Annotated in this window: 12 protein-coding genes and 2 pseudogenes; 5 read left to right on the top strand and 9 right to left on the bottom strand. The window is 68.1% G+C overall.

Going from position 1 to position 13,407, the window contains the following annotated elements; all coding sequences use genetic code 11:
* Positions 1 to 127, top strand: a pseudogene (locus ACI3KS_RS17200) (IS5/IS1182 family transposase); the annotation flags it as partial.
* On the opposite strand, the pseudogene ACI3KS_RS17195 reads toward ACI3KS_RS17200, so the two are convergent.
* Together ACI3KS_RS17195 and ACI3KS_RS17190 are read right to left on the bottom strand one after the other, a co-directional pair.
* A pseudogene (locus tag ACI3KS_RS17195) lies at positions 125 to 429 on the bottom strand (hypothetical protein); the annotation flags it as partial. The pseudogenes ACI3KS_RS17200 and ACI3KS_RS17195 sit on opposite strands and share 3 nt — an antisense overlap.
* A 41-nt stretch (positions 430 to 470) precedes the next feature.
* On the bottom strand, positions 471 to 1,724 hold the full coding sequence (locus ACI3KS_RS17190; protein ID WP_404919756.1) for an IS256 family transposase: 1,254 nt from the start codon (positions 1,722 to 1,724) through the stop codon (positions 471 to 473).
* 98 nt (positions 1,725 to 1,822) lie between these two features.
* On the opposite strand from ACI3KS_RS17190, the gene ACI3KS_RS17185 reads away from it, so the two are divergent.
* Positions 1,823 to 2,989 carry a (Fe-S)-binding protein gene (locus ACI3KS_RS17185; RefSeq protein WP_404919753.1) on the top strand — a complete coding sequence of 389 codons (1,167 nt, stop codon included), beginning with the start codon at positions 1,823 to 1,825 and terminating at the stop codon, positions 2,987 to 2,989.
* A 114-nt stretch (positions 2,990 to 3,103) separates the two neighbouring features.
* Here ACI3KS_RS17185 and ACI3KS_RS17180 read toward each other — a convergent pair whose 3' ends face one another.
* Both ACI3KS_RS17180 and ACI3KS_RS17175 read right to left on the bottom strand, forming a co-directional pair.
* Positions 3,104 to 5,530 (bottom strand): glycoside hydrolase family 2 TIM barrel-domain containing protein, encoded by a 2,427-nt coding sequence (locus ACI3KS_RS17180; protein ID WP_404919752.1) that lies wholly within the window; start codon positions 5,528 to 5,530, stop codon positions 3,104 to 3,106.
* Between the two features lie 27 nt (positions 5,531 to 5,557).
* Positions 5,558 to 6,883 carry an MFS transporter gene (locus ACI3KS_RS17175; RefSeq protein ID WP_404919751.1) on the bottom strand — a complete coding sequence of 442 codons (1,326 nt, stop codon included), beginning with the start codon at positions 6,881 to 6,883 and terminating at the stop codon, positions 5,558 to 5,560.
* Between the two features lie 113 nt (positions 6,884 to 6,996).
* Between ACI3KS_RS17175 and ACI3KS_RS17170 the strand changes: the two genes are divergently transcribed.
* Positions 6,997 to 7,713: a TetR/AcrR family transcriptional regulator C-terminal domain-containing protein gene (locus tag ACI3KS_RS17170; RefSeq protein WP_404919750.1), complete on the top strand. Its 717-nt coding sequence runs from the start codon at positions 6,997 to 6,999 to the stop codon at positions 7,711 to 7,713.
* On the opposite strand, the gene ACI3KS_RS17165 is transcribed toward ACI3KS_RS17170, so the two are convergent.
* Entirely contained in the window at positions 7,699 to 8,325 is a 627-nt protein-coding gene (locus ACI3KS_RS17165; protein ID WP_404919749.1) for a TetR family transcriptional regulator, read from the bottom strand. The two genes, ACI3KS_RS17170 and ACI3KS_RS17165, sit on opposite strands and share 15 nt — an antisense overlap.
* 160 nt (positions 8,326 to 8,485) lie before the next feature.
* On the opposite strand from ACI3KS_RS17165, the gene ACI3KS_RS17160 reads away from it, so the two are divergent.
* Together ACI3KS_RS17160 and ACI3KS_RS17155 are read left to right on the top strand one after the other, a co-directional pair.
* The gene (locus tag ACI3KS_RS17160) at positions 8,486 to 9,901 is read left to right on the top strand and encodes an MDR family MFS transporter (RefSeq protein ID WP_404919755.1); all 1,416 of its coding nucleotides are present in this window, start codon (positions 8,486 to 8,488) and stop codon (positions 9,899 to 9,901) included.
* Positions 9,902 to 9,961: 60 nt separating this feature from the next.
* Positions 9,962 to 10,858, top strand: coding sequence for an aldo/keto reductase (locus tag ACI3KS_RS17155; RefSeq protein ID WP_404919748.1), 897 nt, complete (start codon positions 9,962 to 9,964; stop codon positions 10,856 to 10,858).
* Positions 10,859 to 10,952: 94 nt separating this feature from the next.
* Here ACI3KS_RS17155 and ACI3KS_RS17150 read toward each other — a convergent pair whose 3' ends face one another.
* The 4 genes from ACI3KS_RS17150 to ACI3KS_RS17135 all read right to left on the bottom strand — a co-directional run bounded on the left by ACI3KS_RS17150 (position 10,953) and on the right by ACI3KS_RS17135 (position 13,266).
* Positions 10,953 to 11,342: a nuclear transport factor 2 family protein gene (locus tag ACI3KS_RS17150; RefSeq protein ID WP_404919747.1), complete on the bottom strand. Its 390-nt coding sequence runs from the start codon at positions 11,340 to 11,342 to the stop codon at positions 10,953 to 10,955.
* A complete protein-coding gene (locus ACI3KS_RS17145) occupies positions 11,339 to 12,115 on the bottom strand; it encodes an SDR family NAD(P)-dependent oxidoreductase (protein ID WP_404919746.1) in 777 nt (258 codons plus the stop codon). The genes ACI3KS_RS17150 and ACI3KS_RS17145 overlap by 4 nt, the downstream gene beginning before the upstream one ends.
* A 62-nt stretch (positions 12,116 to 12,177) precedes the next feature.
* On the bottom strand, positions 12,178 to 12,819 hold the full coding sequence (locus tag ACI3KS_RS17140) for a TetR family transcriptional regulator (protein ID WP_404919745.1): 642 nt from the start codon (positions 12,817 to 12,819) through the stop codon (positions 12,178 to 12,180).
* 201 nt (positions 12,820 to 13,020) lie between these two features.
* Positions 13,021 to 13,266, bottom strand: coding sequence for a MarR family winged helix-turn-helix transcriptional regulator (locus ACI3KS_RS17135; protein WP_404919744.1), 246 nt, complete (start codon positions 13,264 to 13,266; stop codon positions 13,021 to 13,023).
* Between the last annotated feature and the right edge of the window lie 141 nt (positions 13,267 to 13,407).

Here is a 13,407-nt window from a genome sequence, read left to right as displayed (position 1 = left end):
CTTCTGCCGACTCAAGCAATGGCGAGGCCTGGCAACGCGATACGACAAACTCGCCATCGTCTACCGAGCCGCCGTCGTCCTCAACGCCGTCATCGCCTGGCTACACCATTTAGGAGACACGCCCTAGCTGTCGGGTGCCTTTGAGGGATCGCAGCTTCTGAACGACGCCGTCGTAGACGAACCGGTTATCGAGGTCATCTTCGGGTTGGTCGATGACGAGACGAGCGGGCTCATCGACGCGCCGAGCAAGAGCAGCAGAAGGGCGGTCGCTCGCTGACCCTTCGAGAGGCCCTCAAGGCGGCGCCACTCCACCGGGGCGCCCTTGGAAGCGACGTTGAGTTGCACCTCGACAGCGAGGCCGACTGATTGCTCTTCCAACTCTCTGAACAACGGCTCTCCGGCGTCGACGATGGCTTTCGCCTGCGCACCAGGGGTCTGTCCGATAAACGGTGTGTGGGATCCGGCGGTTTTCATTCGTGAGTGGTTTTCTCGAACCGTCCGGCGAAGGTGATCGCGAACGCGTTCAGCGCGGGCTTCCACCTCATCACCCAGCGTGCCCTTCCGCCGCCAGTCGGGTCAAGCGACCGCGTCACGAGGTAGAGACATTTCAGCGCGGCGGCATCGTTGGGAAAGTGCCCCCGAGCTCTCACGGCGCGCCGATAGCGAGCGTTGATTGACTCGATCGCGTTGGTCGTGCAGATCACCCGCCGGATCTCGACGTCATACTCGAGGAACGGCACGAACTCCGCCCAGCTGTTCTTCCAGAGCTGCACGATCGCCGGATACCGTCCGCCCCACTCGGCGGCGAACTCCTCGAACCGATCCTTCGCCGCCTGCTCCGACAGGGCCGTGTAGACGGGTTTGAGGGAACGGACGATCGCGTCGCGGTGTTGCCGCCCGGCGTAGCGGAAGCTGTTGCGGATCAGATGGACGATGCACTGCTGGACGACCCTTTGCTCCCAAGTGGTGTTGATCGCCTCCGGGAGACCCTTCAGCCCGTCGCAGACCGCGATGAGCACGTCCTCGACACCCCGGTTCTTCAGCTCGGTGAACACCTGCAGCCAGAACCTCGCACCCTCCTGACCGTCACCGGCCCAGATGCCGAGGATGTCGCGTTCCCCGTTCACGGTGACGCCCATCACGACATAGAACGGGGTGTTCCTCACCTGCCCGTCACGGACCTTCACCACGATCGCGTCGACGAAGATCACCGGGTAGAGCGCATCCAACGGCCTGCTCGACCATTCGGCGAGTTCCCCGGCGACCTTCTCGGTGATCCGGCTGATCGTGTCCTTGGAGACCTTCGCCCCATAGACCTCATCGAAATGCGCAGCGATCTCACCGGTCGTCAACCCCCGAGCGGAAAGGGACAGAACGATCTGATCGATGCCGTCCAGTCGGCGCTTCCTTTTCGGGACGATCACCGGCTCGAACGACCCGTCTCGATCTCGCGGGACTTCGATCTCGACGGGGCCGATCTCTGTCAGCACCGTCTTCACTCGCGTGCCATTTCGCATGTTCGCCGCCATCGGCGTTCCGCCGTGCTCGTGGCCGAGGTGCTCCGTCAGTTCGGCATCAAGAGCCGCCTCCAGCACGTTCTTCGTGAGCTGGCTGAGCAGGCCGCCCGGCCCCGTCAGGCTCACGCCCTGCTCCTTCGCCTGCGCGAGCAAGCGTTCTGCGAGTTCTTTCTGATCGATGATCTCCCCGGTCACGGGATCAATCATCTCGTCGTCAACAACGACAGTGGTCGTGTCAGCCACGGCCATCTCCTTTCGGATCAGGCCGGACCCCACACACCGTTATTCAGACAGTCCCGCGCATCGTGCTGCGCCGGGAGATCGCCGCCGCCGATGCCCGCGGAGACCGCACGCTGGCCGCCGAGCTGCGCGATGACTACGACTATGACGGCGTGCAGACCTGCGCCGTCGACGGGATGTGCGGCGTCGCATGCCCCGTGGACATCAACACCGGCGACCTCGTGCGGCGACTGCGTGCCGAGTCGGCGCCCGCCCCGCTCGGCGCCGTGTGGGGCGCCGCCGCGAAGCACTGGGGCACGGCGACCCGCACTGTCGGCGCCGCGCTCACGGTCGCCGACGCGCTGCCGGCTCCCCTCGTGCGCGCCGCGACCAGGGCCGGCCGCGCGGTGCTCGGCGCCGATACCGTGCCGCTATATACGGACGACGTGCCCGCCGGCGGCCGCGCGCGCCCCGCAGGAGAGCCCACCTCGAACGGCCCGCACGTCGCGGGAGCCCCCGGCGACCCCGCACAGGCGCAAGCGGTCTTCTTCGCGACGTGCATGTCGACGATGTTCCACGCTGCGGGCCAGACCGGCTCGACCGCGGCGTTCCTCACGCTGGCGGAGCGCGCCGGGGTCACGCTCGTCGTACCCAAGGAGGCCGGCTCGCTCTGCTGCGGCACCCCCTGGAAATCCAAAGGCTACGCGGGCGGGTTCGCCACGATGACCGAACGGGTCCTGACCGCGCTCAACGCGGCCACTGACGGCGGGCGCCTCCCCGTGGTGTGCGACGCGGCGTCTTGTACCGAGGGGCTGGAGACTATGCAGAACCTCGCCGCGTCCGCCCGCACAGACGCCCCACACCTGCGCTTCGTCGACGCGACCACGTTCGCCGCCGAGCACTTCCTCCCCGCCCTCACCGTCACCGCCCCCGTAGGGTCCGTAGCCGTGCACCACACGTGCGCCACCACGCAGCTCGGCGCGTCTGGCCACCTCGACGGCCTCGCCGAGTTTGTCGCCACCGAGGTCTACCGTCCCACCGACTGGGGATGCTGCGCCTTCGCCGGCGACCGCGGAATGCTTCACCCCGAACTCACCGCATCCGCCACTGCCCGCGAAGCCGCCGAAATCCGCCAACGAGCGTTCGACGCCCACGTCTCCGCGAACCGCGCGTGCGAGATCGGCATGACCCGCGCCACCGGCCGCACCTACACCCACGTTCTCGAGCTTGTCGAAGCGGCCAGACGACACTGACACCTGCAATTCACCTGGTGCCGAGAACGCGCTGCCCGGATGGCCATCCGGGCAGCGCGTCTACTCAAGTCCCTGCCCCTCGACGTGATCGGGTGCTGCGGGATCAGCCCGCGCTCACGCCACCTCGATGGCCGCCGCGTCGATCGTCACGTCGCCAGCGCGCGCCGTGAACGACACGGCACCGTCGCCCACGGTGCGGAGGACGGCGAAGACCCGGCCGTCGAAGGTTGTGTGCGCCGCAGCCCGGTAGCTCTCGGTCGTCTTCGGCCTGCCACTGCCGAAGCCCTGCAGAACAGCCGGCCCGTTGATTTCGAGCTGCACGGAGACGTCCTCCCCGATCACGGCGATCCCGTCATCGTCGGTCAGGGTGACGGTGAGGAAGACGAGTCCATCCGCACCGTGCTCGACATCGGCGCTCAGGCGCCGCCCGGTACCGGCGCTGCGCAGGGCGTGCCGCCCGGTCTCGGCGCCGTCGCGATAGGCCACAGCCTCGAGACGCCCCGGTCGAAAGGTCGTCTCGAAGTCGGCGCGGTGCGCCTTCTCGGCGCCCACCGGCTGGCGGTCGATCTCAGTGCCGTCCAGAAGCAACGCCACTTCGTCGGCGAGGGCGTAGACCTCGACGTGCACGGGCTGGCCGATGTGCTCTTCGGGCCAGGACCAGCTCGAGACGACGTCGTTCCATGCCCAGGGGGTCGCGAACGCGACCTGCTTGCCATGGTGCTCAGGCCGTTGCACGGCGATGTAGGGGTCGGCACGCAGGCCGAACACGATCTCGCGGTAATAGGACGCGGGGCGTCGGTGACCGGTGATGTCGATGTCGCCGCAGTAGGCGAGCAACCAGGGGTAGTCGCGTGCGACGCTCGGCTGTACGCCATCCGCGGTGACGTAGTCGGTGCCGCCGATGCCGGCCTCGCCGAGGTAGTCCCATCCGGTCCAGGTGAAGTCGCCGATCACGCGCGGGTCGGCTTCCACGAGCGGCCAGATGCTGTCGATGCGGGTGGGGAACGACTCGGTGCCCACCGTGACGCGCTGTGGGAAGAGTTCGCGGTCGAGCTCGTACCGTCCCTCGGCGTAGTTCATGCCGGCGACGTCCAGCACCGCCTGTGACTCTTCGGTGCGCCGGGTCACGGCCTCCGAGGTCGAGATGAGGTTCATGTACTCGCCGAGCTGCGCCATCATCGTGTTGACGCCGCCCCCGGCCGCCTCCCCGTCTTCGTCTGTGGCCTGGGACTTCATCGCCGCGAGCACGTCGTCCAGCGTCGCGACGAACCCGTTGATGCCGTTCGTGATCAGACGTGTCGGATCCAGCGAGCGGATCTTCTCGGCGATCCGCCGGCTCTGCACGGCACCGAAGGGCGTGCCGTTCTCCGGGATCTCGTTGCCGATCGAGTAGAAGATGACGCTCGGGTGGTCGAGGTCCTTCGCGACCATCGATTCCACGTCACGCTCCCACCACTCCGGGAACTCATAGGAGTAGTCGTCGTCCGTCTTGCTGATGGTCCACATGTCGAATGACTCGTCCATGACGTACATGCCGAGCCGATCGCAGGCGTCGAGCATCGCGCGGCTCATCGGGTTGTGGGCGCTGCGGATGGCGTTGAAACCCGCCGCTTTCAGGAGGCGGACGCGACGTTCCTCCGCGGATGCGAAGGTCGCAGCGCCGAGCACGCCGTTGTCGTGGTGCACGCACGCACCGCGCAGCTTGACCGTCTCCCCGTTGACCCGCAGACCATGCACGGGATCGACCTGGAGCGTCCGGATACCGAAGCGGCTCCGGTGCGCGTCCACCGCGACGCCGTCCTCGAGACGCAGTTCGATCGTCGCGTCGTACAGCGACGGCGACTCCGCCGACCATGCGCGCGGGCTGGGCAGATGCAGCCGCTGGCGGACCACCATCTCGTCGCCGGGCATCACCGTGACGGGCAGGTCGCTGGAGACGCCCTGCCCGTCGATCCGCGTGGCAACGCGCCCCTGCAGGACGCGGGCTCCGTCGTTGCGCACGAGGGTCGCCACCTCCACCGTCGCCATGTCGTCGGCGAGGTGCAGGGTGCGCACGTGTGCGCTGAGGATCCGGGTGACGGACTGGGTGATCAGGTGCACGGGGCGGTAGATGCCCGCGCCCGAATACCACCGCGCGTCCTTCGCGGTGCGGCACTCGACGACGATCTCATTGTCCTCGCCGAACCGCAGATACGGATCGATCCGCACGGAGAACTCGGCGTAGCCGTTGGGCCGCTGCCCGACGAGCGTGCCGTTGACGAAGACCGCAGCGTTCCGGTACACCCCCTCGAACACCAGCGTGACGATGTCGCCTTCGCGCGCGGCGTCGACGAACACCGTGCGGCGGTACTGATAGGCGCCCGCCGGAAAGTGCCCCGTGGTGGCGCCGTGCGAGAGGTCGTCCCGGCGGTCCTCGGCGATCATCGCGTCATGAGGGATCACGACATCACGCCACGCGGTGCCTTCCGCGCCTCCAAGCTCCGAGAAGGCGCTCGCCTTCGCTCGATGCTCCCAGCCAGCGGTCAAGGTCTCGACTGTCATTGTGCTCCTTCTCGTGGATTAGGTGGTTCAGGGAACGGACCGGATGAACCGGATCGTGATCGCGCCGAGCACGACGACGACCGCCGTGATCATGAACAGGATCGCGTAGTCGCCGGTCGCGGCGATCACGCCGCCGGCGACGGCCGGGGCGATCACCTGCGGGCCGGAGTTGGCCACGTTCATCAGGCCGAGGTCACGTGCCGAGTTCTGGTTGTTCGGCAGCACCCGGGTGATGAGCACCTGATCGACCGCCGTGTACATGCCGAACGCGGCTCCCAGGATGCCCTGCGCGATGAAGTAGCCGGTGAGTGTGGGGGCGAAGATGAACACGACGCAGGCGGGGACGAACGTCAACGAGGAGAGGGCGACGAAGATCCGAACCCGTCCGAAGCGGTCGGAGAGCACGCCGCCGACCATCGCGAAGATCAATGTGAACACCGATGCGACGCCGCTGACGGCCACGACCATCTGCGCGGCCGCATCAGTGCTGCCGTCGCCCACGCCGATGTAGTCACGCAGCAGATAGAGGTTGAAACCGCTGATGATGAAGTAACCGAAGATCATCAGGAAGCGCTGCAGGAAGGTCAGCCAGAAGTCGCGGCTGCTGCGCAGGCCGGGAAGCCGGTTGAGTGCGCGTTGCTGCTCACGCGTCAGCTCGGCCCTGCGGGCGGGCGGTGGGACATCCTTGGTGCTGACGGCGAACAGCGTCGACGTGACGACCAGCAGCACGGCGAGCATGAAGTAGCCGACGAACGGGGTCGGTGCGAGGCCGCCGAGCGCGACGCCGAACACGGCGCCGACGACGTTGATCGTGCCGACGATGCCTGACATCGTGCCGCGCCGCGCAAGCGGCACGCGCTCCGGTAGGACGGCAGTGAGTGACGCCTGCAGGGCGCTGAGAGGAATCATCGCGAGTGCCCAGATCAGGCCAGCCGCGAAAAGGTTCTGACTCATTCCGAGGCCGATGAGGACGAGGCCCGACGCGATGCCAGAACACAGGATCCACAGATTGCGGCGGCCGAGGAAGCGGGTGCGCGTGATGTCCGAGAGGCGGCCCATGACGGGCTGGGCCACGAGCGGGACGAGCGAGGCGATGCTTAGCACGAGCCCGAGCGCACCGGCGGCCTCACGCGGATCGGTGACGATCTCGGCGACCTGGCGACCGAGCAGCACCGAGATGACCGCTCCCCAGACCGAGCCGATGCCGATCAACGCGAGTGGATAGACGAACCAGAGCCAGCGGCTCATGCTCTCCGGAGCGTCGTCCTGCGCGGTCGCCACGGGCGCTGCGGCATCGATGCCCGGCGTAGTGGGCGCAGGCCCGGCTCCGGGGGCTTCTGGGGGGATCGTCATCGTTGCTCCTCGTTGAGTGATGAGAATGTCGTTATTCACGGGCGTGAATTCAATTCACACCCGTGAATACTACGATGGGTCTGCCCCCTGGTCAAACCGCCGAGAAAGACGACATGTCAGCGCGAAATCTCCCCTCCTCACCCGTCGAGCAGCGCGGCCCCGGACGCAGCGCGGGGATCGACACGCAACGCATCGTTGAGGTCGCTCGAGGCCTGGAACCGGACATGCTCACGATGCAGGCAGTCGCGCGCGAGCTCGGCGTCGATCGCAGCGCCCTCAACTACTACGTCAAAGACCGCGTCGGCCTGTTGGAATTCGTCGCGCGCGACACCTTCGCCACGGAGTTCTCGAGGTTTCGATTCCCCGAGGCCGCCGATTGGCAGACCGGCTGCCTCGAGTACGCTCGAGCCCTGCGGGACGCCCTCGTGTCCACGGGGTCTCTGGTGGCCTACTTCCGATATGACGCGCAAGGCGGACTCGACATGCTCCGCCCCGCCGAACTGCTGCTAGAGAAGTTGCTGTCGGCCGGATTCGACGACCACACCGTCGCGCACGCGTCGCTCATGCTCGCGAACATCGCGATGTCGCTCGCGCGCGACCTGATTTTCGTGCGGCAGTACGGCGAGCATCCACAACCCGGCATCGTCCACGCGGCTCTCGACTCCGCGCCAGCAGACGAGTTCCCAGCCCTGCGCCAGATCATGAGACCCGACCCGGCTGACTACGGCGACGCGCAGCTGGAGCTGAGCCTGCGCGTCTTCACGCTCGGCATGGAGCAGATCCTCGGCGAGCGCCGGGCCGGCGCCAGCGAGCCATCAGGCGCTGCGTGAGTCGGCGCTACCCAAGGCCGAGAACGCGACGTCCACGGCGGCGATCAATCTCTCCGGGCCGGATCCTCGGGCCCAGTGAGACGCCGCCGTGTTGAAGCACACGAGGGCGGCGTGGACGAGCGCGCTCGCCTGCAACGGCGCGTCTCGGCGCCGGACGCCCTCTGCCGGCGCGAGGAGGCGCTCGGTCAGCAACGGCACCAGCGCCTCGGCGAGCTGAATCTGATGCTCCAGGTTCCGAGCCCCGAGAGTCTGACTGACATGCGAGACACGGAAGACGCGCTTCCAGCGGCCCGCCGACGGCTCGATCCTCACCGCGACCCGTCTCATCGCCTGATGCAGCGCTTCCCAAGGCGGGCTCTCCGCGAGGAGTTCGATGACGATCACCCGCAGTTCGTCGGGGCCGGGAAGGATGTCACCGAACAGGGCGTCCTCCTTCGTTCCGAAGTACCGGTAGAAGGTACGGGGCGAGATCCCCGCCGCCGCCGCGATCTCATCGACCGTCGTCTCGTCGAATCCGCGCTCTTCGAACAGGTCCAGCGCCGCGTCGGCCAGCTGATCCTTCAGCACCGCGCGGGCGCGGGCCCGAATCCCCACTGTCTGAGCCCCATCCATGACCCCAGGCTACCTCCGCGGTTGTGACACAGTCTGCCACTATCGGCGTATACAGACCGAACGCTGGGCGGCGAGTCTGCGGTGCCCGAAAGACGAGGAGTGAGTCGTGACGACAGGAACGGTGACGGTCCGTCCCGGCGAGGCGATCGAGCCTCAAGGGATGCGTGTGATCTGGCTGCTGCTGATCGCCGCCTTCGTGGCGATCCTCAACGAGACGACGATGGGCATCGCGATCCCCCATCTCAATGAGGATCTGGGGATCGCCCCGTCGCTCGGCCAGTGGCTCACCAGTGCCTTCATGCTCACGATGGCCGTCGTCATCCCGACCACGGGCTTCCTACTACAGCGTTTCACCACCCGCGGGGTGTTCCTCACGGCGATGTCGCTGTTCACGATCGGCACGGTGCTCTGCCTGGTGGCCCCCGGCTTCGTCCTCCTGCTGGTCGGGCGCGTGGTCCAAGCGTCGGGCACCGCGATCATGATGCCGCTTCTGATGACGACGGTCATGAACGTCATCCCGGCGCACTCGCGCGGTCGCATCATGGGCCGCACCGGAATCGTCATGGCACTGGCCCCGGCGATCGGTCCGACGCTGTCGGGCCTGGTGCTGGATGCGCTGTCGTGGCGCTGGATCTTCGGGATCATCCTGCCGATCGCGCTGATCGCGCTCTTTGTCGGCGCGAAGTGGATGGTCAACCTCGGCGAGCCCGAGCACAAGCACATCGACGTGCCGTCGATCATCCTGGCCGCGCTGGGCTTCGGCGGCCTCGTCCTCGGGCTCAGCCAGCTCGGCGGCGAGCACCAGACCGGAGCGCTCTCACCGCTGGCGATCGTGGTGATCCTCGTGGTCGCCGTCGTCGCGATGGGCCTGTTCGTGGCGCGCCAGATCCGCCTGCAGCGCTCCGACGCCGCACTCATGGACCTGCGCGTGTTCCGTTCTGCGAACTTCACCATGAGCGTCGTGGTCATGACCGTGCTCGCCCTGTCGATGTTCGGCGGCCTGACCCTGCTTCCGCTGTACCTGCAGGGCGTGCTGGGCCTGTCGGCAACGGAGTCGGGCCTGATTGTGCTGCCCGGCTCTCTTGTGATGGGAGTCCTCGGGCCCGTCATCGGCCGCATCTATGATGCCCGCGGGCCCCGGCCCCTGCTCATCCCGGGGGGAATCATCGTGTCGGCGGCGCTGTGGGCCTACAGCACGGCCGGTGAGTCCACGCCGGTCTGGCAGCTCGTCATCACCCAGGCGTTCATGTCCGTCGGCCTGGCGATGTCCTTCACGCCCCTGTTCTCCGCTTCGCTGAGCTCTCTCGCGCCCCGCCTGTACTCGCACGGCTCGGCCGTGCTCAACACCCTCCAGCAGGTCGGCGGCGCGATCGGTGTCTCGGTGCTCATCTCGACCATGTCGGCCGTCGCGGCGTCGCAGCCGGCGGCGACCGCGGCGCACTCCGCGCAGGCGGCGGGAGTCCAGGTCGCCTTCACGATCGCGGCCATCCTGTCGCTGATCGCCGTGGTGGGCACGTTCTTCGTGCGCCGCCCCGCGCTGTCCGACCCGCCGGCCGGCGCGGCCCCGATCCACTGATCACCCGAAGGGAGATACCGAGATGGAACAGCGCACGCTCGTCACGGCCGGCCCCCCCAGGTGTCGGCACTCGGCCTGGGATGCAACAACTTCGGCATGAAGATCGACGCCGAGCAGACGAACGCGGTCGTCGGCGCCGCCCTGGAGGCGGGCATCACCCACTTCGACACCGCAGAGATGTACGGGGAGGGCCGCTCCGAGGAGTTCCTGGGAGCAGCCCTGGGCTCGCGACGGGATGAGGTCGTCATCGCCACCAAGTTCCTGCCCCGCTCCACCGAGGAGGCCTACCGTCCCGGCGCGCTGGCGGAGCGCGTCGTCGCGGGGGCCGAGGCAAGCCTGAAGCGACTCGGCACGGACTACATCGACGTGTTCTACCAGCACTATCCCGACGCCGACGCGCCCCAGGATGAGCTGTTTGAGGCCTTCGAGGCGCTGACACGCGACGGGAAGGTGCGCCATGTCGCCCTGTCGAACACCTCGTCGGAGCTGATCTCGGCGGCCGCGGCGATCACCGAGGCCTCTCCGGCCCACCTGTGCGCCGTGCAGGTCGAGTGGAGCCTGCTGAACCGGGACAGTGAGACGAAGGTCGTTCCGGCCGCCGCTGCGGCAGGACTGGGCGTGGTCCCGTACTTCCCTCTCGCCTCGGGCCTGCTGACCGGCAAGTACCGCCCGGGTGCCGAGGCGCCCGAGGGCTCCCGGTTCGCGGCGCTACCCTGGTTCGCCCAGACGGCCACAGAGGAGCGACTGGCCGCCACCGAGCGTCTGCGCGTCTACGCGCAGGAACGCGGACACGAGCTGATCGAGCTCGCGCTGGGCTGGCTGCTCACCCGCCCGGAGGTCTCCTCCGTGATCGCAGGAGCCACGACCCCCGACCAGGTTCGCGCGAACGCCGCCTCGACCGCATGGCGGCTCACCACCGAGCAGCTCGCCGAGATCGACGAGTTGCTCGCAGGCTGACCCCGCCCGTTTCGCGTCACGGAGGAGTGCCCTCCGTGACGCGAAACGGGCCGGACGATGTCGTCAGAGCGCATCGGGCACGGTGCCGACCGCGTCAGCGCTCCACCGGCGTGATGACGAGATCGTCCTGGGACCAGATCGCCCTCATGCTCGTGATGCGCCCCTCAGAGTCGAAGGTCATCACGTCGATGGGTTCCGTGACCACGATTGCCTCGGCGCTCGGGCTGGTCACGCGGAAATGGAATGCCGCCGTGTCCGCCGCGATCCGGAGCGTGATCAGCTCGATGGAGCGGCCGGCACCCCGCACGGAGTCGTAGAACGCAGCGATCTGTTCGGTGCCGACATGCGGCGCCGAACCCACGGGGTCCTCGACCGTGGCGCCCTCGGCGTAGATAGCGGCGATCTCTGCGCCCGAGCCGGTCGCGGCCAGGTGCAGGTACTGCTCGATGGTCTGCCTGATGGTGCTCGAGGAGGGAAGGGTCATGCTTCCGGACCTCCGGGGAGGCCGACGTGGTAGTGGCCGGCGGTCCAGCCTCCGTCCACCGCGATCTCGGCACCCGTGACATAGCTGGCATCGTCGCTCGCCGCGAAGGCCGTGACCTTCGCGATCTCCTCCGGGCGCCCGACGCGACGCAGCGGCACGCGCGTGTACCCCAGGTTCACCTCATCCTCGCTCGCCCCCGTGGGGTTCCCCATGGCCGTGTTGACACCGCCCGGATGGATCGAGAGCACCCGGATGACCGGGCCGAGCTCCAGCGCCTGCGCCTTGGTCAGCCCCCGGACAGCCCACTTGCTCGCGACGTACGGACTCATGCCGTTGACGCCGCGCAAGCCGTCGAGGGAGGAGATGTTGATCACGACCCCCGCCCCCTGAGTCCGCATCACGGGCGCGATGGTCTTCACCCCGAGCATCGCCCCCATCACATTGATCGACAGCACGCGCAGCACCTTGTCGGCCTCGATGTCCTCGACACCGACGAAATAGCTGACGGCCGCGTTGTTGACGAGCACGTCGATCCGGTCGAACTGCTCGAGCGCGTGATCGCGCGCGCCCTGCCACTGCGACTCGTCGCTCACGTCGAGTCGCACGAACGACGCGGCTGCTCCGAGCTCATTCGCCAAGGCGACACCGTCGGCCTCCGCGACGTCGGCGATCACCACCCGAGCGCCCTGCGCCACGAACTCCCGCGCTGTCGCAGCCCCCATGCCCTGCGCGCCGCCCGTGACGATCGCCACTTTGCCTGTCAATCGATCCATTCCATCCGCCTTTTCTCTTCGGCCCGCAGGCCAGAAGCTCATGTGCAGCGACCGCGCGCCGATCACCCGGCCGGGTGAGCCTCCCGAAGGCCCGCCGGAGCGACGAGCCCTCGCCGCATCTGCACGTACACGTCGCCGAGCCGTACCGTCTCGCCGTGCGCGGCGGCTCGGGCGCCCTCCGCGAGCGCGGCCTGCGCGATGGCGGCCGTCGCGACGACCGCCCCGCGCGCGGCGCGCGGATCGGCGTGCTCGACCGGCTCTCGGGCCACCGCCGCCGTGAGCGCGTCGGCGCGCGCGGCGTCAGAAGCCAGAACAGCGCTCAGCAACGCCGGTTCGGCCATGACAAGACGGCGCACGCGAAGAGTGAATACGTAGCGCGCCTCGCTCTGCAGCTCGTCAAGCCAGGTCAGCCAGGCGGAATCCAGCGCGCTCAGCACCGAGGCACCCTCCCGCAAGGCCGCTGCCGTCCGCTCCACCACGAATGCCGGACCATCATCGCCGGCGATCAGAGCATGCTCCTTCGAGCGGCAGTAGCGGAAGAAGGTCCGCGACGACACTCCCGCCCTCGCCGCGATCTGCTCGACCGTGGTCGCCGAGACGCCCTGCTCCTCGAACAGCTCGACAGCGGCATGAGCGATCTCGTCCAGGGTCGCTCGGCGCCTCCGCTCGCGAAGATCCATTCCCGTGCCCCGTTGCGCTGCCACTCGACCAGTTTACAGATTCCGCCAAGTTGGCGCGTTCTGTCACTGGAACAGTGAGGCCGAAGGATCACCCCATCCTAATCCGCGACGGAGCAGCCGAGATCTGCACGACGCTGACAGCGCGCCCCTGCGCCAAGGCGGGCGTGCGTGGTCACGAAGACTCGGCGGTCTCCCCTTGCCGTGACTCGGCCAGTCGCGCGACGATCATCTCGGCGAGCGCGTCGAGCGGTCCGGAGCCAGCGCGTCGATCACGGCCCGTCGCACGGTCGCGATGTGCCGTGGCACGGCGCGCACGAGCTGTCGGCGGCCGTCCGCAGAGAGCCGCACGTTGGTCGCCCTGCGGTCCTTCGGGCACGGGACCCGCTCGACCAGGCCACGCTTCTCGAGCCGCGAGCAGACGCGCGAGAGGCGCGGCAGCGTCGCAACCGTCTCCCGGGCCAGCTCGGTCATCCTCAGCGTTGCCACGGGCTGCGAGCTGCTGGGATAGACCCAAACGTGAGATCCCGGCGCCCCGGCGCGAGCCACCGTCCGGCTCTCGCTGCGCGTCTGCGTCGCCTCCGCGGCCCGACGCTCCGGCCCTGCTTCGTCAAG

Source organism: Microbacterium sp. ZW T5_45 (assembly GCF_044987415.1).
GTDB lineage: Bacteria > Actinomycetota > Actinomycetes > Actinomycetales > Microbacteriaceae > Microbacterium.
Note: the sequence above shows the minus strand (reverse complement) of the source record. Positions and strands in the feature narration are given on the sequence as shown.